18 protein-coding genes and 1 riboswitch are annotated in these 19,778 nt (G+C 67.6%); of the genes, 5 read left to right on the top strand and 13 right to left on the bottom strand.

Translation table 11 applies throughout. From position 1 onward, the window contains the following. Window positions 1–122: 122 nt before the first annotated feature. The 4 genes from thiC to AC1RUS_RS20355 form a co-directional block, all read right to left on the bottom strand. Window positions 123–1,961, bottom strand: a complete 1,839-nt coding sequence (gene thiC, locus AC1RUS_RS20370) for a phosphomethylpyrimidine synthase ThiC (RefSeq protein ID WP_492918429.1) — start codon at window positions 1,959–1,961, stop codon at window positions 123–125. A gap of 72 nt (window positions 1,962–2,033) precedes the next feature. Then, a riboswitch (TPP riboswitch) is annotated at window positions 2,034–2,139 on the bottom strand. Between the two features lie 80 nt (window positions 2,140–2,219). Next, complete coding sequence (ypfJ, locus tag AC1RUS_RS20365) at window positions 2,220–3,068, bottom strand: KPN_02809 family neutral zinc metallopeptidase (protein ID WP_492918428.1); 849 nt, start codon at window positions 3,066–3,068, stop codon at window positions 2,220–2,222. 18 nt (window positions 3,069–3,086) lie between these two features. Next, window positions 3,087–3,485 (bottom strand): hypothetical protein, encoded by a 399-nt coding sequence (locus AC1RUS_RS20360; protein WP_492918427.1) that lies wholly within the window; start codon window positions 3,483–3,485, stop codon window positions 3,087–3,089. 39 nt (window positions 3,486–3,524) lie between these two features. Beyond that, on the bottom strand, window positions 3,525–4,097 hold the full coding sequence (locus tag AC1RUS_RS20355) for a tetratricopeptide repeat protein (RefSeq protein WP_492918426.1): 573 nt from the start codon (window positions 4,095–4,097) through the stop codon (window positions 3,525–3,527). A 239-nt stretch (window positions 4,098–4,336) separates the two neighbouring features. Between AC1RUS_RS20355 and AC1RUS_RS20350 the strand changes: the two genes are divergently transcribed. From AC1RUS_RS20350 to cuyB, 3 genes are all read left to right on the top strand, one after another. Continuing rightward, a complete protein-coding gene (locus AC1RUS_RS20350) occupies window positions 4,337–4,777 on the top strand; it encodes a hypothetical protein (protein ID WP_492918425.1) in 441 nt (146 codons plus the stop codon). A gap of 67 nt (window positions 4,778–4,844) precedes the next feature. Next, window positions 4,845–5,846: a D-cysteate sulfo-lyase gene (cuyA, locus tag AC1RUS_RS20345; protein WP_492918424.1), complete on the top strand. Its 1,002-nt coding sequence runs from the start codon at window positions 4,845–4,847 to the stop codon at window positions 5,844–5,846. A 12-nt stretch (window positions 5,847–5,858) separates the two neighbouring features. Next, window positions 5,859–6,533, top strand: coding sequence for a cysteate racemase (gene cuyB / locus AC1RUS_RS20340; RefSeq protein ID WP_492918423.1), 675 nt, complete (start codon window positions 5,859–5,861; stop codon window positions 6,531–6,533). Here cuyB and AC1RUS_RS20335 read toward each other — a convergent pair. Beyond that, a complete protein-coding gene (locus AC1RUS_RS20335) occupies window positions 6,530–7,303 on the bottom strand; it encodes an anti-sigma factor family protein (protein WP_492918422.1) in 774 nt (257 codons plus the stop codon). The genes cuyB and AC1RUS_RS20335 overlap by 4 nt on opposite strands. Then, window positions 7,300–7,827: a sigma-70 family RNA polymerase sigma factor gene (locus AC1RUS_RS20330; RefSeq protein ID WP_492918421.1), complete on the bottom strand. Its 528-nt coding sequence runs from the start codon at window positions 7,825–7,827 to the stop codon at window positions 7,300–7,302. Before AC1RUS_RS20330 ends, AC1RUS_RS20335 begins: the two co-directional genes overlap by 4 nt. A 103-nt stretch (window positions 7,828–7,930) precedes the next feature. On the opposite strand from AC1RUS_RS20330, the gene AC1RUS_RS20325 reads away from it, so the two are divergent. Next, a complete protein-coding gene (locus tag AC1RUS_RS20325; RefSeq protein WP_492918420.1) occupies window positions 7,931–9,046 on the top strand; it encodes a 2OG-Fe(II) oxygenase in 1,116 nt (371 codons plus the stop codon). Here AC1RUS_RS20325 and AC1RUS_RS20320 read toward each other — a convergent pair. Further along, entirely contained in the window at window positions 9,043–9,222 is a 180-nt protein-coding gene (locus tag AC1RUS_RS20320) for a hypothetical protein (RefSeq protein WP_492918418.1), read from the bottom strand. The two genes, AC1RUS_RS20325 and AC1RUS_RS20320, sit on opposite strands and share 4 nt — an antisense overlap. 491 nt (window positions 9,223–9,713) lie before the next feature. Here AC1RUS_RS20320 and AC1RUS_RS20315 point away from each other — a divergent pair, with 491 nt between their 5' ends. Next, the gene (locus tag AC1RUS_RS20315) at window positions 9,714–11,351 is read left to right on the top strand and encodes a pectate lyase (protein ID WP_492918564.1); all 1,638 of its coding nucleotides are present in this window, start codon (window positions 9,714–9,716) and stop codon (window positions 11,349–11,351) included. 171 nt (window positions 11,352–11,522) lie between these two features. Here the strand turns inward: AC1RUS_RS20315 and AC1RUS_RS20310 are convergent, their stop codons facing one another. The 6 genes from AC1RUS_RS20310 to AC1RUS_RS20285 form a co-directional block, all read right to left on the bottom strand. Next, window positions 11,523–14,612, bottom strand: a complete 3,090-nt coding sequence (locus AC1RUS_RS20310; protein WP_492918417.1) for a TonB-dependent receptor — start codon at window positions 14,610–14,612, stop codon at window positions 11,523–11,525. A gap of 182 nt (window positions 14,613–14,794) precedes the next feature. Further along, window positions 14,795–15,283 (bottom strand): SRPBCC family protein, encoded by a 489-nt coding sequence (locus AC1RUS_RS20305; protein ID WP_492918415.1) that lies wholly within the window; start codon window positions 15,281–15,283, stop codon window positions 14,795–14,797. Then, window positions 15,249–15,998, bottom strand: a complete 750-nt coding sequence (locus tag AC1RUS_RS20300) for a hypothetical protein (RefSeq protein ID WP_492918414.1) — start codon at window positions 15,996–15,998, stop codon at window positions 15,249–15,251. Before AC1RUS_RS20300 ends, AC1RUS_RS20305 begins: the two co-directional genes overlap by 35 nt. 77 nt (window positions 15,999–16,075) lie before the next feature. Continuing rightward, complete coding sequence (locus AC1RUS_RS20295) at window positions 16,076–16,348, bottom strand: helix-turn-helix domain-containing protein (protein WP_492918412.1); 273 nt, start codon at window positions 16,346–16,348, stop codon at window positions 16,076–16,078. 75 nt (window positions 16,349–16,423) lie between these two features. Further along, window positions 16,424–16,876 carry a hypothetical protein gene (locus AC1RUS_RS20290; RefSeq protein ID WP_492918411.1) on the bottom strand — a complete coding sequence of 151 codons (453 nt, stop codon included), beginning with the start codon at window positions 16,874–16,876 and terminating at the stop codon, window positions 16,424–16,426. Window positions 16,877–16,928: 52 nt separating this feature from the next. Further along, window positions 16,929–19,745 (bottom strand): ATP-dependent DNA helicase, encoded by a 2,817-nt coding sequence (locus AC1RUS_RS20285; protein WP_492918409.1) that lies wholly within the window; start codon window positions 19,743–19,745, stop codon window positions 16,929–16,931. Window positions 19,746–19,778: the final 33 nt, after the last annotated feature.

Genomic DNA, 19,778 nt, shown 5'->3' with positions numbered 1-19,778 from the left:
ATCCCGGCCGCAGCGAAGCGGAGAGCCGGGACCCAGGGGCCACTGCAAGTGCGGTTGCCCCTGGGTCCCGGACAGCCTCTACAACGCTTCCGGGATGACAAGGTTGGGGCCGAAAGAAGCCCCTACTCCGCCTTCAGATAGATCTCCGAGCCCTGCTCGCGGAACTTCTCGCTCATCTCGGCCATGCCCAGCGCGGCGTCGTTCGGCGCCTTGCCGGCGGCGAATTCCCGCACCTCGTGGCTGATCTTCATCGAGCAGAATTTGGGTCCACACATCGAGCAGAAGTGCGCGGTCTTGTGCGCCTCCTTGGGCAGGGTCTCGTCGTGGAACTTGCGGGCGGTTTCAGGGTCGAGGGCCAGGTTGAACTGGTCCTCCCAGCGGAACTCGAACCGCGCCCGGCTGATGGCGTCGTCCCACATGGCCGCGCCCGGGTGACCCTTGGCCAGATCCGCCGCGTGGGCGGCCAACTTGTAGGTGATGACGCCGGTCTTGACGTCGTCGCGGTCGGGCAGGCCCAGGTGCTCCTTGGGCGTGACGTAGCAGAGCATGGCCGTGCCGAACCAGCCGATCATCGCCGCCCCGATCGCCGAGGTGATATGGTCGTAGCCAGGGGCGATGTCGGTGGTCAACGGGCCCAAGGTGTAGAAGGGGGCCTCGTGGCAGTGCTTCAGCTGCTCGTCCATGTTGGCCTTGATCTTGTGCATGGCCACGTGGCCCGGCCCTTCGATCATCACCTGCACGCCCTTGCTCCAGGCCACCTTGGTCAGCTCGCCCAGGGTGCGCAGTTCAGAGAACTGGGCCTCGTCATTGGCGTCGGCGGTCGAGCCGGGACGCAGGCCATCGCCCAGCGAGAACGACACGTCATAGGCCCGCATGATCTCGCAGATCTCGTCGAAGCGCTCGTAGAGGAAGTTCTCCTTGTGGTGCGCCAGGCACCACTTGGCCATGATCGAGCCGCCGCGCGAGACGATGCCCGTCACGCGCTTGGCCGTCATCGGGATGAACGGCAGGCGCACCCCGGCGTGGATGGTGAAGTAGTCGACGCCCTGCTCGGCCTGTTCGATCAGGGTGTCGCGGAAGACTTCCCAGTTCAGGTCCTCGGCCACGCCGTTGACCTTCTCCAGCGCCTGGTAGATCGGCACGGTGCCGATCGGTACGCTCGAGTTGCGGATGATCCAGTCGCGGATGTTGTGGATGTTGCGGCCGGTCGACAGGTCCATCACCGTGTCGGCGCCCCAGCGGGTGGCCCAGACCAGCTTGTCGACTTCGTCGGCCACGGTGCTGAGAACCGCCGAGTTGCCGATATTGGCGTTGATCTTGACCAGGAAGTTGCGGCCGATCGCCATCGGCTCCAGCTCGCCGTGGTTGATGTTGGCTGGGATGATGGCGCGGCCGCGGGCCACTTCCTGGCGCACGAACTCGGGCGTCACGAAGTCGGGGATCGAGGCGCCGAAGTCGTCGCCGTCGCGAACGCACGGGGCGTTCTGCTCGCGGCGCAGGTTCTCGCGGATGGCCACATATTCCATCTCGGCGGTGATCTTGCCGGCGTTGGCGTATTCGTACTGGGTGATCAGCGCGCCCGGCTTGCCGCGATAGATGGTGCGGCCAACAGCGGGGAACTGCGGAGCCAGATGCTTGCCTTGGGCGAAGCCGTTGTCCTCGGGCTTCACGGCGCGCGGCTCGGCCACGACCTCGACGTCGCCTCGGGCGACGACGAAGGGCTCGCGCGAACGCTCCAGGCCCTTCTCGATGTCGATGCTGGCGGTCGGGTCGCTGTAGGGACCGGACGGGTCATAGACTGTCACCGGCGGCTCGTTGGCCGACGGGTGGACGGCCACCTCGCGGAACGGCACGCGGATGTCGGGGAACAGCTCGCCGGCCTGATAGACCTTGCGCGAGCCGGGGATGGGGCCGGTCGAGATGGTCTCGGCGACGGCCTTGATGGTGGTCTGGACGTTCATTTTCGGGCGCTCCTCAAGCGATAAGGAGACCCGGACGTGCGGTGCTTGAGTCGGTGTGCGGACGGACTGTAAGCCCCGACCACGTTCCCTCCCTTCGCCGGCATGACCCGGATCAGGTTCGACGGGTCAGGGCGTAAGCCCAATCTCAGCCGCGTCAGCGACCCCCCGGTGAACGAGGGCGAGACTAGGCGTGTTGACGCGAGGGTCAAGCCGCAAGTCCCCATCCCCGACACGGGAATGGGGAACGGTCGATAAGTTCTACAGCCGGCTGGCCCCGAAGGTGTCACAGACCGCCGGGTCGCCCCGCTCGTAGCCGCGGGTGAACCAGCGCACGCGCTGGGCGCTGGTGCCGTGGGTGAAGCTGTCGGGCACGACCTGGCCTTGGGTCTTGCTCTGGATGGTGTCGTCGCCGACCGCCGAGGCGGCGCCCAGACCGTCCTCGATGTCGGCGCTGTTGATCACGATCTGGCCGCCGGACGTCTCACTGGCGTGAGCCGCCCAAACGCCGGCGTAGCAGTCGGCCTGCAGCTCCAGTCGCACCGAGCCGCTTTCGGCGCCCCGGGCGCCCAGACGGCGGGCCTGGTCCGAAGCGCCCAGCAGGGTCTGGACGTGGTGGCCGATCTCGTGGCTGATCACATAGGCCCGGGCGAACTCGCCCTTGGCGCCGAACTTGGTCTCGAGCTCGTTCCAGAAGGTCAGGTCCAGATAGACCTTCTGATCGGCGGGACAATAGAACGGGCCCATCGCCGACTGGCCCGTGCCGCAGCCCGTGGGCGTGGCCTGATCGTACAGCACCACACCGGCCGGACGCCGATACTCGACGCCCTGACGCGCGAAGATCGGCCCCCAGACCTTGCGGTTGGAGTTCTCGATGACGTCGACGAACTGACCCGCCTCATCCGTCACCGGTCCGCGCTTGGCCTGGACCTCCGTCTGGCCCTGGATGGCCTGGGTGGCCTGCATCGTGGTCTCGGGATTGATGCCGAAGACGAAGTACCCGATCGCCGCCAGGACCACCGCGCCGATGCCGCCGCCCGCCAGACCCACGCCGCCCATGCCGCGACGATCCTCAATATTGCCGCCGCGCTCCGCGCCTCGCCATTCCATGCTCTGATCTCGCTCCCGTCAGCGGTCGCTGGCCGGGCGAACAGCCCGAACCCGCGCATTGCTCCGCGCCATAGCATCCTGTGTCAGCCGTTCCATGCGGTCCATCTGCATCGACAGGCTGGTCTGCCCCTGGTCCGGCGATGTGATCGACGCCGGCGGCGGAACGACAATGCCCGTCGCGCCGAGCGGTTGCGCGCGGCTGGCGTCGAGTTGGCGCAGGACCAGGGCGGTGCGCGCCTGGTCCTGCTGGGCGTTGATCTCGCGTTGCGTGGCCAGGAGGTCCTGACGTGCGATCTCTGCGGCCTGGGCGGCGGCGTTGGCGGCGCGCACCTCGCTCAGCGGATCCTGAGCGTTCGCCGCGCCGGCCATGGCCAGGGCGGCCAGGCTGACGCTCGCCGCCAGTCTCATCCGGTTCATCAGCGCGCTCCTTTCACGAAGCCGGAGCGCGCCGGGCGCTCAGGGCCGTTTGACAGTGAAACGCGCCAGCTCCTTCTTCGGCGCATCCCAGTTCGGATCCAGCTCGGCCGCCTTACTGTAATCCTGATAGGCCGCCTTCATGTCGCCCAGGCCTTCATTGGCCATCGCGCGATTGAACAGGGCCTTCTCGGGATCCTTGACGCCCAGGGCCAGGCCCTTGTCGATCTCCTCGCGCCCCTCGCTGTAGCGCTCCTCGCCCACATAGGTCGCCCCGCGATTGACCCAGGCCTCGCCGAGGTCGGGATCGATCTTCGAGGCGGCGTCGAAGTCGGATCGCGCGCTCGAGAAGTCGCGCTGGCGCATCTGCAGCACGCCACGGTTCACATAGGTCCGCGCGCGATCGCGGAAGGTCAGGTTTTCGGTTTCCAGCGCCGTGGTGCAGGCCAGGATCGACTTGTCGTCGGACCGTCCGTCCAGGGCGGCGGTCGAGCAATCCTTGGCCATGCCGCCGCCCAGAACCAAGGTAGAGGCGCCGGCCGAGGTCGGGACGGATCCCGCGCCCAGCAGAGTCGCCGCCAGAACCGCGACGCCGAAAAGGCTCCCGTGAGTCATGACTTCCTCCCAATGTCAGCGGTCCTTCTGACGCGGGCGGATCAGGTCCCGAAGGCCTGAGCAGACGCCGCGCCGGGCCGCGCTTCTTGATGGCTCCAGCCTAGCACATCTTGCGGCCGCGCTCACCCATCACGCCCGAGGCGGACGTGGGGCGAAGATTGCACAAGTTTAAGCTGTGTCGGGCTCGACCCTCCGCTACCTTCGCGTTGTCCTTCATCGCCTCGCGGAGCGGCGTCCTCATGGCCAGCCTGTTTCTCATCGCCGCGTTGCTGCTTCAGCAGGCGCCGGCCGCGGCGCCGGATCAGGTCGACAGCGTGACCGTCGAGGCCTCCGCCAAGCCGCCGGCCCCGCCCGCGCCGATCGCGGACAAGGCTATCGAGGCCCAGCTCAACGACCTCCTGGCCAAGGAGCCAGATCGCGTGATCTGCCTGACCAAGGCGCCGACGGGAACGCGCATCGCGCGGCCGCTCTGCGACACCCTGCGCGGCTGGTACGCCTTCGAGGCCGCTCGCGACACCCAGTCCAAGCGCGGCGGCGCCGGCGCGGTGCAGGTCCCACCCTACGAACTGGTCGATCTGATCAAGGAACGGATGCGCAATCCACGCACCCGCGCCATGGCCGAAGCCCGCGCCGGCGCCCGCATCGAGGCCGAAGCGCAGGCTCGGGCCGATGAGCCATAGACAAGGACGCGTTCGCGCGGCGTGGGAACGTGCTAACAGGGCGGCGCCAACAGTCTGGGACCGCCCCATGCATCTTGCCCGCTTCCCTCGCGCCCGCTTCGCCCACCTGCCCACGCCGCTCGAACCCGCCAAGAGACTCGGCGCCGAACTGGGCATCGACCTCTGGATCAAGCGCGACGACTGCACGGGCCTGGCCGGCGGCGGCAACAAGACCCGCAAGCTGGAATTCCTGGTCGGCGACGCCCTGGTCGAGGGCGCCGACACCCTGGTGACCCAAGGCGCGGTGCAGTCCAACCACGTGCGCCAGACCATCGCCGCCGGCGCGCGCTTTGGGCTGAAGTCCGAGATCATCCTGGAAGAGCGGACGGGCTCCAAGGCCCACGACTATGTCGGCAACGGCAACGTGCTGCTGGACCGCCTGATGGGCGCTAAGATCCGCTTCGTCCCCGCTGGCAGCGACATGGTCGCTGAGCTGGAGGCGTCGGCCGAAACCGTGCGCCAACGCGGCGGCCGGCCCTACGTCATCCCCGGTGGCGGCTCGAACGTCATCGGCGCCCTGGGTTATGTCGACTGCGCCCGCGAGCTGATCGTCCAGGCCGACGAGCGCGACCTGCGCATCGACCGCCTGGTCACCGCCACCGGCAGCGCCGGCACCCACGCCGGTCTCGTGGCCGGCTTCGCGGCCCTGTCCGTCGACATCCCGATCCTGGGCTTCGGCGTCCGCGCCCCCAAGGCCAAGCAGGAAGAGAACGTCTTCAACCTGGCCGTCGCCACCGCCGCCACCATCGGGGCCGAGGGCCGCGTGCGCCGCGAGGCCGTGGTCGCCGACTGCGACTATGTCGGCGAAGGCTACGGCCTGATCGACCAGGGCGTGATCGACGCCCTGACCCTGGCGGCCCGCACCGAGGGCCTGCTGCTGGATCCGGTCTATTCGGGCAAGGCGATGAAGGGCCTGATCGACCAGGCTCGCAAGGGCGCCTTCAAGGGCGAGCGCGTGGTGTTCCTGCACACCGGCGGCGCCCAGGGCCTGTTCGGCTATCACAGCCAGCTTGAGCCGGCGCTCCTCTAGGACGATCCGACCATGAGCAAGATTCTGGGCGTGCTGGGCGGCATGGGGCCGGCTGCGACGCTGGACTTCCTGGCCAAGCTGCAGGCGGCCACCCCGATCAAGCGCGAGCAGGATCACCTGCGCGTGCTGGTCGACATCAACCCCAAGGTTCCGGACCGCAACACCAGCGACGACGATCCCGGCCCCGTGCTGGCGGCCATGGCCGCGGGGCTGCGGGACGGCGGCGCCCAGGTGCTGGCCATAGCCTGCAACACCGCCCACGCCTACGCCTCGAACGTCAAGGCCAGCGGCCTGCCCCTCGTGGACATCCTGGAGACCGCCGGCCACGCTGCGAAGGCGGCGGGCGCGTCGCGTGTCGGCGTGCTGGGCACCGCAGGGGCTCTCGGTCTCTATCGCGACCGGCTCTCGCACCAGGGTCTGGAGGTGGTGACGCTGGACGACCACGAGCAGGTCGAGTTCATGGCCCTGCTCTATCGCATCAAGTCGGGCCATCTGGGCGAGGACTCGCGAGAGACCATGGCCGCGCTGGCCCACCGTCTGATCGGCAAGGGCGCGCAGGTGGTGGTGGCCGGCTGCACCGAGGTGCCGCTGGTGCTGGGCGCCAAGGACCTGCTGGTCCCGTTCATCGACGCCACCGAGGCTCTCGCCCGGGCCTGCGTGGCGGCCTGCCTCGAGCCGGCGGCCTAGCTGGCGCCGCTCAGCGCGATCTCTTCGGCCGTAGCGTCGTTCGCGTTGGCGCGCTCGTCGACCAGCACGTAGCTGGCCCGGCCGTCGCTCCAGTAGTCGGCGCGGCCGCCGTCGGTGTCGACCGTCTTCAGCTCGTCCGGCTGGCCGTCCGGATCGGCGCCGATAGACAAGGTCAGGCGCTGGCCCTTGGCGTCCTCGTAGATCAGACCGACCAGCTTGCGTCCGTCGGCCTGCATCAGCCGCGCGTCGACCAGGGCCAGGCCCTGGCGCGCCAGACGCGGCGGATTGACAGCCCGGCCCAGCCAGCGCGCGGTCTCGCGCGACACCAGGCCCGGCGACTTGTCCTCCAGCTTGCGCGAGGTCTTCAGGTTCTCGGCGTCCAGCACCAGCCGCGCATCAGCGGTCTCGAAGGCGTAGGCCGGCGCGGTCGCCTCTTCCCGGGCCTCATACAGAGCGTGGCCGCCGGCCCCGACGCCGATCAGTGCGCAGGCCGCGATCACGCGCGGCATGGCGCGCAGGGCGGCCGCGCCCCACAGCGCCGTCCGCAAGCGCAGCGTGAGGCGATGGATCTGCAGCGACGAGGCCGGCGCGGCGGCCGACAGTTCGTCCGCGACCTCGCGCAGGGCCGCCTTGTGCCTGGCGTGCTCGTCCATACGGCTGCGCACGGCGGGATCGGCGTAGAGAAGCGCTTCCAACTCGGCGCGGATGTCGTCCTCGACCTCGCCGTCGATCAGCGCGTGCAACCGCTCGTCCTCATCGATCGTCTTCATGGCTCGCCTCCGGATCCGACGACTCTGAGCGTGGCGCGACGCCGCTCGGGCTCGCTGGACATCATCAGCCGCAGCGCCTCGCGTCCGCGAGCCAGCCGCGACATCAAGGTTCCCACGGGCGTGCCCATGATCCCGGCGGCCTCGGCATAGGAAAAGTCCTCGATCGCCACTAGGCTGATCGCCTGACGCTGGCTCTCGGGCAGGCGATCGACGGCTTCCAGCACCTGGTTGAGGTGGATCCGGTCGAACGGGCTTTCGCGCGCCGCCGCCGCCTCCAGGGTCAGGGCCTCGGACAACCGGGCCCGCGTGCGTCCGCGCCGCACGGAGTCGATCCGCGCATTGTGCAGGATGCTGAACAGCCACACCCGCGCGTCCGAGCCCGGGCGGAAGGTGGCGGCCGAAGCGATGGCCTTCAGCAGCGCGTCCTGAACCAGCTCCTCGGCCGCCTCGCCGTCGCGCGTCAACACCAGGGCGTAGCGCCTCATGGCCGCGACATGCTCGACGAGTTGGGACGACTTCAGCACGACGGACGCGCGTTCCTGAAAAAATATCGGCGGCTCGGGATGAAGCCGTAGGGTCGTACGTAAGTGTCCCAGAGCATGCAAGTCGGGGCAAGAGCACACATTCATGACTGGAGACACCGAGGCGGAGCCGTTGCAATACGGCGATTTCATCCGTCAATTCACCGGGACGCTGGATGTCCAACCGCGCTTCAGCCTCAGCGCCGTGGGCGGTCGATGGATCGTCATGCAATTCCTGGTGCGGCTGGACAACGAACTGTCGGCCCAGGCCCATAAGGAGATCGTCGAGGCCAAGACACTCTTCAATGACGTCGACGCCTGCTACTTCGGGATCGTGGTCAATCCCAAGGACTTCGCCAAGGGTCCCCTGACCGCCCTGCCCGGCCGCCGCTACTTCAAGGATTTCGACGAAGAGATCACCAAGCTCTACGGCGTGAAGATCCCGGGCGGCTATCGGCCCATGACCATCCTGTTCGATCGCTCCATGAGGGTCGTTGCGGCCGAACCGATCCGGCGCACCGCCGAAGTCCTCAAGCTGATGCAGCGCTGCATCGAAGAGGAGCGCCCGACGCTGCAGCATCAGGTCGCGCCCGTCCTGACCGTACCGCGCATCTTCGAACCCGAGTTCTGCCGGACCTTGATCGACTATTACGAGCGCGACGGGGGCTCGCCGTCAGGCTTCATGCGGCAGATCGACGGCAAGACCGTCGGCGTCCACGATCCCAAGTTCAAGCGCCGCCGCGACGCCACGATCGAGGACCTGGCCCTGCGCGCCGAGGCGGTCAACCGGATCAAGCGGCGCCTGTTTCCGGCCATCGAACAGGCCTTCAACTGGCGCTGCACACGCATCGAGCGCTACATCGTCGCCTGCTATTCGGCCGAGGATCAGGGCTTCTTCAACGCCCATCGCGACAACACCACCTCGGGCACGGCGCACCGGAAGTTCGCGGTCAGCATCAATCTGAACGCCGAGGAATTCGAAGGCGGCGAGCTGCGGTTCCCGGAGTTCGGCCCCCGCACCTATCGCCCGCCGACCGGCGGCGCGACGGTGTTCGGCTGCAGCCTGCTGCATGAGGCCACGCCGGTCACCAAGGGCGTGCGCTACGCCTTCCTGCCGTTCCTCTATGACGAGGACGCCAGGATCCTGCGGGAAAAGAACGCGAGCTTGATCGTGCCGGCCAAGAATCCGGAAGCCACTGAGAACGAAGGCCAGGCCGCCTAGAGCGGCGCGCCGACGGCCTCTTCACGGCAGGCCTCGATCATGCCGATCATCGCCGCAGCGCCCCGCGAGGCCTGCGCCATGCGGCGCAGCGCCGCCCGGGCATGGGCGTTGTCGGCGATCTCCGCCTGACGTTCGAGCTTCTCGGCTTCGTGCAGATGTTCGGTGCGGCTTGGCATGGGTGAATGTTTACAGAATGTAAAATTCGCGCGCCATGCGACCGCTGGACGCACACCGTTCTTTGATCAGTGATTTCAGATGGTTGGCTGGAGAACACCGATCATTTGAAAACACCCCCGAGCTCGGTCAGGAGCTCGGGGGTGTCGTCCTGTTCCCCAACAGGACGGCGTCGCGCGCGCCATAACCGGGCGCGGCGGCGTCGCCTCAAAATGTGTGACCGGTATTCGCCGAACGCGGATCGTCGCGCAAGGCGGCGCCCTGTCGCACCCCCCTGACAGGCCGGCCGGATCTTCGGTGTGAAAAGCATCTGGCCAAGATCTGACACCGGTGTCACAACAAGGCAAGAATTCGTCGCCACAAGGCGACGGGATCGGCTCGTCCGATCCGGGAGGACGCATCGGGAAACGCCTTGGCGATCGGCCTGCCGATCGTTCGCGACGACACCGACGGCGGCCCGGACCTGGCGAGGCAACGCCAGTCGGAGTCCAGCATGCCGCTCAGCCCCATTTCCCGCCGTCACCTGATGGCCTCCTCGGCCGCAGCCTTCGCCGCCGCCGGAACCCTCTCCCCGCTCAAGGCCTTTGCCGCCGAGGCGCCGTCCAAGGCCCAGGCCCTGGACACCATGAAGAAAGCCACCACCTTCATGGTCGAGAAGGCCGCCTATAACGGCGGCTATGTCTGGAGCTATCTGCCCGACTTCTCGCGCCGCTGGGGCGAGATGGAAGCCTTCCCGACGATGATCTGGGTGCAGCCGCCCGGGACGGCGACCATGGGCCACCTGTTCCTGGACGCCTATCACGCCACCGGCGACGAATATTACTACGAGGCCGCCAAGAAGGCCGCCCAGGCCCTGATCGCCATCCAGCATCCGGCCGGCGGCTGGAACTATCTGGGCGACCTAGCCGGCGAGGCCTCGATCAAGAAGTGGTACGACACCATCGGCAAGAACGGCTGGCGGCTCGAGGAATTCCAGCACTACTACGGCAACGCCACCTTCGACGACGCCGGCACGGCGGAGAGCTCGCAGTTCCTGCTGCGTCTCTATGTCGAGAAGAAGGACAAGGCCTTCAAGCCGGCCCTGGACAAGGCCCTGGCCTTCGTTCTGGACAGCCAGTACCCGGTCGGCGGCTGGCCCCAGCGCTTCCCGCTGAAGGACGAGTTCCACCACCACGGTCGCGCGGACTACACCCGCTTCATCACCTTCAATGACGACGTCGCCGGCGAGAACCTGAAGTTCCTGATCATGGTCTGGCAGGCGCTGGGCGACAAACGCGTGCTGGAGCCGATCCGCCGCGCCATGGACTGCTTCGTCCTCTGCCAGCAACCGCAACCCCAGCCCGCCTGGGGCCTGCAGCACAAGGTCGCCGACCTGAAGCCCGCCGGCGCCCGCACCTACGAGCCGGAAGCCTTCGCCAGCCACACCACCGGCGGCAACATCGCCTCGTGCATGGACTTTTACGAACTGACCGGCGATCCGAAGTTCCTGGCTCGCCTGGGCGAGGCCCTGGACTGGCTGGACAGCATCAAGGTCACCCCCGAGATCCAGAAGGGCCGCCCCTACCCGACGTTCATCGAGATCGGCACGGGCAAGCCGCTCTACATCCATCGCACCGGCAGCAACGTCGTCAACGGCCGCTACTTCGCCGACCAGAACCCGCACGACACGGTGATCCACTACTCCTCGTTCCGCGCGGTGAACGTCGAGGGTCTGCGCAAGCGCTTGGCCAAGCTGCAGGCCACGCCGCCCGAGGTGGCCAGCAAGAACTCGCCGCTGAAGGGTGGGGCCAAGGCGCTGCCGAAATACTTCACCACCGGCGACATCTCGGTGTCCGACCTCAATGTCGGCACGCTGAAGGCCGACGCCGGCCAGGCTGCGCCGGACAAGGCCGCCGCCCTGATCGCCGCGCTGAACGCCGAAGGCTGGTGGCCCACCGAACTGAAGGCGACGTCCAACCCCTATATCGGCGACGGCTCGCCCACCCCCGCGCCCGGCGACTTCAGCCAGACCCGGGTTGGCGACGCCACCGACACCTCGCCGTTCATCACCGATACCCCGAAGATCGGTATCTCGACCGGCGGCTATATCGAGAACATGGTGTCGCTGATCCGCTACATCGGCGCCGCCTGACGCGCGCCGTTCCCTCAGACAAAAAGCAAGGGCCGAAGCGCAAGCTTCGGCCCTTGTCAGTTTGAGGAGAAGATTTAGGCCAGACCAGATGAGCGTCGACGCCCAATTTGGCCTGACCAATTCCGCAGACAATTGGAGAGAGGCGAGCCGAAGCTCGCCCCTGCCCTGAGCCTAGAACTTGGCTCGCATCGTCACTTGGTAAGTCCGGCCGTCGTAGTCGATCCGGCGCGGCAGCATCGGGTCGTTTTCGTACTCCGAACGGGTCGCGTCGGTCAGGTTGAAGGCGTCGACCGAGACCGTGATGTCCTTTGTCACCTTCAGCGAGGCCGAGGCGTCCAGCTGGCTGCGCGCCTTGACGGTGCGGGCGTCGCCGACGAACGAGTTGCCGGCGGCTAGATCGTACTTGTCGCGCCAGTTGTAGACCAGGCGGACGCCGCCCCAATCGGCTTCGTAGTAGCCGATCAGGTTCAGGTTGTTCTTGGACACGCTGGGCAGGGTGATCTTGTTGCCCGCCGTGTCCTTGCCGTCGATCGTGGTGCGCGAGAAGTTGAACGCGCCGCCGAAGTTGCTCCAGAAGCCCGGCAGGAAGTCCAGGTTCTGCTGGATGTTGAACTCATAACCCGTGACCGTCATCGGCGACTGGTTGGTCTTGCCGCTGATGTTGACCTGGGCGTTACGCAGCGCGCCGTTGGCGCCGATGAACTGGTTCGAGCTGATGCAGCGCGGCGTGCCGGCCGAATTGTCGATGCTCAGCGTGCCCAGGTTGACGTCCAGGCCCGGGATGACGCCGCTGGCCGGGCACAGGATCGCCTGGTCGGTGATCGGGCCGATATAGCCCGTGATCTCCTTGCGATAGGCCGCGAACGAGATCATGCCGCCCGGACGGTTGTACCACTCCAGCGACGCGTCGAACGAGTCGGAGGTGTAGGGCTTGATGTCCGTGGCGCCGAGCGTGACGGTGTAGACCGGGTCGACCGGCGGGTTCACGTCGGTCGGAACCTGCACGAAGGTGGTCGGCACGTTGTCGCGCGGTTGCGGGCGGACATAGGTCGAATAGGCCGCCAAACGCAGGATCAGGTCCTCGCGCAAATCGGCCACGACGATCGCCGACGGCAGCCAATAGTCGTAGTTGCGGGTGGTGGTCTGGGTGGTCAGCGAGTGGTTGATCGGGCCGGCGATGGCCGCCAGGGCGCTGGCGCAGTTCTTACAGTTCAGCGCGACGATCTCGTTCTTGGTGTACTCGTAGCGCGTGCCTACCGTGCCGCGGATCGGGATGCTGAACAGTTCGATCTTGAACTTGGCGGCCAGGTACGCCGAGAAGACGTCGTTTTGGCTGCTGAAGTTGTTATTCCAGTAGTTGCCGTCCGTGTAGTTGTTGATCACGCCGTAGGGGGTCAGGAATACGCCGGGCGCGCCCAGGGCGAACTGGTCGGGCAGACCGTTCGGATTGGCGGTCGTGCGTGGGTTGGTGTTCACCGGCGTGATCGCGGCCAGCACGCGCTTGATGTCGACGTTCATCCAGTTTGACGTCGCGCCGTCCGCCTTGCCGCCGAAGAAGTCACGCGCGTACGACAGCTGAGCGGCCATGTCCGGCGTGATGTTCTGGGTCTGAGCGCCCAGGGCGGTGTTGCGCGAGCCGCTAGAGGTGAACTTGTTGTGCTCGGCCCGGCCGCCGAACTGCAGGTTGGTCAGGATCGAGCTGTCCAGCGTGCGGTCGAAGTCGACTTGGAACGAATCCAGCGTGTTGTCGGCGTTGCCGTTGGTGCCGGTGACGCCAAAGCGGTCGGCCGCGACGGTGGCCGCCTGGCCGGGCATCACCGCGCCGGCTTGAGTCGCGGCCGTGGCGGTCGCGGGGATGGTGAAGCCGCCGGTCGGCAGGTGGGTCGCGTGCGGGGTGTTGAGGGTCGCCGCGTAGTTGGCCAGGTCCGTGCCGCCCAGGAACACCGAGGTGGTGATGCCGTTCAGCCCGCCCGCGCCGAGGTTGCGATAGGGGTTCTGGACGACGTCCAGCTCGATCTGGTTGGCCTGGGCCTTGGCGCGCGAGATGGTCAGGTTGGCGGTGGCCTTCCAGACGTCGCCCTTGAACTCCAGGGTCGGGTTGATGGCCCAGGTCGAGTTCTCGGCCGGTTCGGAGCGCACCGAGTCGAAGGTGTTGATGTTCTCGGCCGAGAACTTGTTGATGTAGGCGCGCGGGCCGTTCGGCGTCTGCACGATATAGGGCGTGCCGATGTCGGTGATGTGGGCCACGGCCGAGGTCGCCGTCAGGGCGGTATTGGTGCCCTGCCCGCCACCGGCGTCGATATATAGCAGGTTATTGGTCGCCTCATCCAGCTTGCGCTTGGTGATGAAGCCGTTGGTGCCGAGCTTCCACTCGTCGTTGATGCGCCATTCGAAGCCGGTCGCGGCCGACAGGGTGGTTCCGCGGTTGAACTTCACCAGTTGGCGGGTCTGGCTCGGATAATAGACGCCGCCCGGATTAGCCGCGATCAGGGCGTCATAGACGGGGTTCTGACCGGGGACCTTCTGGTTGCCGACCTGGATCGAGCCCAGGCGGTTGGCCCATGAATTGACCGTGATAGAGTCGCGGCGGAACTTCTCGTCCTTCCAGGCCACCACGCCGAACACGGCGAAGTCGTCGGTCAGGTGCTTGTTATAGCCCATCGAGGCTTGCGGGCTGCCCAGGCCGCCCAGTTCGTTGTATTCGTACGAGATCTTGGCGAAGCCGCCGTCCTTACGGGCCAGCGCCGGGTTGATGCGCAGGTCGATATTGCCTGAGAGGCCGCCGGCCAGATTGGACGCCGACGGCGACTTGATGACGTTGATCGCGGTGAAGATGTCCGAGTTGAAGGCGCCCAGCGGGGTCGAGCCGTTCAGGATCGGATCGGCGAAGGCGCCGCCGTTCAGGGTGGTGCGGGCGAACGAGCCCGGCAGGCCACGCAGGCTGATCGTGGCGTTGCGGCTGTCGGCCTCGCGGTTGATCTGCACGCCCGGGATGCGCTGGATGGCTTCGCCGACGTTCAGGTCGGGGAAGCGGCCCAGGCCGTCCGACGAAATGCCGTCGGAGATCTCCAAGGTCTCGCGTTTGGTCGAGATGGCGTTGGCGTAGGCTTGGCGGAAACCGGTCACCACGACGGCGTCGACCGTCTGGGGTTCGGGCGCAGCCGCAGCCGTCTGAGCGTAGGCGCTCGTCCCCATGGCGACGGCGGCGCAAGACGCCAGCAACGCGGTTCGCAATGCGACGGTATTGTAATCAAATTTCATAACGACCTCCCCCCGGCGCACCTGCTCTGGCGCCGTTTATGGGCGAGTTATCGGACCAATCAGAGAGTCTGTCAACGATTGGTAATGCCAATTTGCGAGTGGCCAGACATCTTGGTCAGGCCAAAGCGACTTAGGATTGCGGCGCGATTTCCGCCCATGACCGCAAGGCCACGAAGCCCGCCTTAGCCTCCCTCGCAGGCACGCCGAAGATTGCCAAGGACCTTGGGCGTGTCTTTCCGCAGGGCTTCGCGCATCATCGCCTTCGGAACTGGCCAGTCCACGGCCAGGCGATTGTCGTAGAACACGCGGGTGCCCTGCCCGTCCGGCAGCGCCTGCAACCGCCACTCGCCTTGCTCGACCTTCAGGTCGCCTTCCACCAGCTTGAAGCGGATGCGGCTGACCGGCTCATAGTCGGAGCGGAACACGATGCGCATGCCTGGGAAGATCAGGTTGCGGCGGGTGATGTGCTCGCGCACGTCCCAGCCTCGCCTCTGATCGCCCGACAGCACCTTGCAGCTGGACAGATTGGTCATCAGCTTTCCCGCCGTGGCGCAGTCGGTCATCACCGCCCAGACCTTGTCGGGCGGAGCGTCGATGTCGACCACCGCCCTCACCCGCCCCGATACGCCATCGGGATCAGGCGACACCTCTGCATAGGCCTCGCCCCGCATCAGGGCCGCCTGGGCCTTTGACGAGAGCGGGTATGACTGGGCGCCTCCGGTCAGAGCCATCGCCAAGGTCAGGCCTGTGAACGCCCCCGTCCAATGCTGGGTCATGCCGGTCGTCCATCGCGACGCCGATGCGCGCCACAAGGAGATACGGAGCCCAGGCGGTCTTGGAGGCGGCCATCATGGCCGGAGCCAGGCGGCCCGACCCGTACCCGAAGATCTCGTGACACCGTCGACGGCCCAGCTTGGTCGCGCAGAAGCCCGGATTCTCGGAGCCTTCGTGCAGCGTCTGCCAGTGGTCGGCCTGGCAATCACGCCAGACATTGTAGAAATCGCTGGGCGGATCGACCGAGAAGGCGACGCCGTCGCCATCGGTATAGAACCGCACCATGCCGGTCAGGCCGCCGAAACTGCCCCAGCCGTTCACCAGGCCGCAGATCCGCCCGTCGCGCGTCGCCCAGACCGCGCCCAGCTCCAGCCTCTGCTGCCGCAACCTCGCCGCCAGATTTGGCCGCTCCGTCACCCAGGCCTGATGGACCGTGGCGCGGCCCGCCGCCGTGGCGGGCAGCCTCGGCCGGATCACCGGCGGGTTGGCGATCTCCTGCAGCGCCACGTCGCGGACGAAGACGCACAGGCCGAACACCAGACCCCCGACGGCGATCAGGTCGATCGCCCGCTCGGTCGCCGTGCGGACGCGCTTCTGTACCGAGCGCTTCATGGGCGAACTTCTAGATTACGCATGTAATTAGACTACATGCGTAATTAGTCCGATCAACCCCGTGAGGGGACAGGCAGCTAGAGCCCCGCGCGGTCCAGCGCCTCGCGTACTGTGTCGGGCGCATGGTCGATCACCCGCAGATAGGCGGTCAGAGCCGCATCGGCCCGCGCCTCGCCGTGCTCGAGAGCGACCAGCAGATCCGCGTCGATATGAAAGGCGCGCGCGAATTCGCCCTGCGACAGGCCGCTGCGCCAGCGCACGGCCCGCACCAGGGCGCGCGCCGAATAGGTCTGGGCGGGCGCGGCCCCCTCGTCGATCGCGGGGTCGGCCGGATGGGCGGGTTTGGTCATCGGGTACGCTCCTGGAACTCAAGCCCCCGCGCGTCTTCTAGACTCGGTTGATTGCGGAAATTCGACGGCTTTGAGTCAGCGCGCCGCCACCATCGCCTTGGCCTTGGCCTCGACCTGCTCGACTCCGCGCAGAGGATCGCCGGCAGCCTCCAGCATGGTGTTGAAGACCTTCAGGTCCGCCGTGTGGATGTGCTTGATCTTCTTTTCGCGCGACCAGTCCAGGCCGATCAGCTGACCCAGGCGGCACGCCTTGGGCAGCAGCGCGGCGCGCTCTGAAGGACCGCCCTTGACCAGCAGCTTGCCGACGATGTCGTTCCAGTTGGGCGAACCGGGGATACAGAACTTCAGGTCATCGCAGGCCCCGGTCCAGAACCGCTTGTACCAGCGCGCATGCTCGGCCGTGTCGTAACGCAGAACGCCGCTGGGCAGGACCACCGAGCGACAGTCGTCACGCACGAACTCATCGGCCATCGCCGGACCCGACGCCAACAGCGCCGCCGCCAAAACCACGCCAGAAACTCGGAACACACGCCTCTCCCGACCGCCCTTCGCTCGGGAAGGAACATTTGAATTCAGGCTCTTAGCCTTGATCCTTGGACAAAAATGCGGCGGTGGCCTCGATAACCTCCACCAGGGACAACCGTTCGATCGTGATCCCTTCGGGCAGGCCCGAAAACAGCCGTGTCGGCGCGGCGGCGTCCAGCATCACGAACACGCCTCTGTCGTCGGCGCGGCGGATCAGGCGACCGAAGGCCTGGCTGATGCGGGCCCGGGCGGTGGAGTCGTCATAGCCCTTGCCGCCGAAACGCGCCCGGCGGGCCTTGTGCAGGATGTCGGGGCGCGGCCACGGCACCCGATCGAAGACCAGCAGGCGCAAGGACCGCCCCGGCACGTCGACGCCGTCGCGGATGGCGTCGGTGCCCAGCAGGCAGGCGTCTTCCTCCGCCCGGAAGATGTCGACCAGCGCGCCGGCTTCCAGCGGATCGACGTGCTGGGCGTAGAGGGCTAGGCCCTGGTCGGCCAGGGGCGCGGCGATCTTCTCATGCACGGCCTTCAGCCGCCGGATGGCGGTGAAAAGCCCCAGCCCGCCGCCGCCGGCCGCCAGGAACAGCTCGCGCATCGCCGCCGAGACCTGGCGAGCGTCTTCCTTGTTGACGTCGGTGACAACGAAGGCTCGAGCGTTCTTCTCGTAGTCGAAGGGCGAAACCAGCCGCAGCACCTTGGGCGATTGCGGCATCCGCGCCGCGCCGGTGCGCATCTCGGCCAGGGCGAAGGGATCCTCCAGGGCCGGATCGGCCAGGGTGGCGCTGGTCACCAGCACGCCGTGGGCTGGCGACAGAACCGCCGCTCGCAGAGGCTCGGTGGGATCCACCCAGTGGCGACGGCACGCGGCGTCGACCACGCGGCCATAGAGGAAGGTGGCCTCGAACCAGTCGACGAACTCGGGGTCGTCCTCGGCGTCCTCGTCGATGGCCTTCAGGATCGAGCGCCAGGCGGGCAGAGTCATGCGGGCCCGGCGGTCCAGCCCGCGCAGCGCGCCCTCGATGCGGGCGCGCTCGGAGGTTCCCAGGTGTTCGGCGTCCTCATCGAGCACGTCCTCCAGCTGGCGGGCCAGGGCCAGCAGCGGAGCCTCGACCCCGGCCAAGGCGCGAGCGGCCTCGCCGGCGCGTTCGCGGACCAGATCGACGGCCGGACGCGCCGCGCATTGCAGCCCCTGCTCGGCCGCGCCGCCACGCTCGCCGCTGCGGGCCCGGAGCTGCTCGATCACCGCGACCAGATAGTTCTCGATCGGCCCGATCGGATTGACCTGGCCGTCCGGCGGCGCAATGCGGCCCGACCAACCCTCGCCCGGCAAGGCGGCGGCGGCGTGCAGCACAGCGGTCAGGGCCTGACGCGCGCCCTCGCGGTCGCCCAGGATGTCCAGCAGACGCGCCTCCAGCCCCCGGCCCCGCCGACCGCGCCCTTCAGGACCGCGGATCCAGCGGCGTAGCTCGGCGGCCTCCGCGCCGGACAGGGCGGCCGAGAAGGCGCTGTCGGCGGCGTCGAACAGGTGGTGACCCTCGTCGAACACCACCCGCTTGACCGAGGTGGTCTCGTTGTCGCCCTTCAGGCCCCGCGCCGCCCGCGCGCCGTCAAAGGCGGCCTGGGTCAGCACCAGGGCGTGGTTGGCGATGACGATGTCGGCGCGCTTGGACGCCCGAACGGCCTTTTCGATGTAGCAGATGCGATAGTGCTGGCAGCCGGCATGGACGCACTCGCCGCGTCGGTCGACCAGGTTGGCCGGGCTGGCCTGCATCGACGGCGCGATGGCGAACAGGGTCGGCAGCCAGGCGGGAAAGTCGCCGCCGGTCATGTCGCCGTCGCGGGTGGCGCGGGCCCAACGCGCGGTCAGGGCCAGGCCGATCAGGTCGCCATTGCCCAACTGGGCGCCGTTGATCTGCTCCTGGAAGTTCAGCAGGCAGATGTAGTTCTCGCGTCCCTTGCGGACCACGGCCTTGCGGGCGCGGACGGCGGGGTCGGGATAGATCGACTGGCTCTCGCGCTCGATCTGGCGCTGCAGGGCGCGGGTGTAGGTGCTGATCCACACCGACGGACCATTGGCCTCAGCCCACAGCGAGGCCGGGGCCAGATAGCCCAAGGTCTTGCCGACCCCGGTGCCAGCCTCGGCCAGCATCATGCGCGGCTCGCCTTCGCGATCGCGCGGCTGGAAGGCGAAGGCCGCCTCGCGGGCGAAGATGGCCTGGGCCTCGCGCACCTCGTCGAGGCCCGAGCGCTGCAGCAGTTCGGTCAGCCGCTCGGCCACCCGGTCGGGATCGATGGGCCGCGTGCCGGACTCGCCGACCGGGGCCTGATCCTCCCACTCCACGATGCGCGACCACACATCGAGGCCCGAGCTGCGGAACTGGTTGCCGACCGCGACAGACCGCAAGGCGCCGATCGCCGCCGGTCCCCAGGCCCAACCGGCCTTGGCCAGGGTCTCGGCGACGGCCAAGGCCTCCTCGCGCGAGGGCTGGGGGGTCAGGCGCAGTTCGCGCAGCAAGGCGTCGGCGGAGATGCGTAGGCTGGCGGCCTGTTCGGCCGCGCCCTTGGGCTCGGGCAGGCCCAACGCCATGGCCAAGCCCACCGCCGATGGCGCGCAGAAGGTCGCGGGCCGGGTGAAGGCGTAGAGCTCCAGCACATCGAACAGGCGGCCGCTTCGGGACGGCGCGTGCATGTTCAGCCGCTTGGCCGTCATCGCCGCGTGGGCGACCAGGACCGGGCCGTGTTCCAGAAGGTCGCGAGCATCCGGCGCGCGCAGCACACGACCTTCGCCGTCGCCGTCCGCATAGCCGGCGCGGGGCCCGGGCAGGACGACGAGAGCGGGAGCAAGATCGAGAGTCGGCGGCGCGGCGGTCACGCGAGTCTGTTAGCACCTTGGCGAGCGAAACAG

Source organism: Caulobacter sp. GW821-FHT10F06 (genome assembly GCF_058809215.1).
Note: the sequence above shows the minus strand (reverse complement) of the source record. Positions and strands in the feature narration are given on the sequence as shown.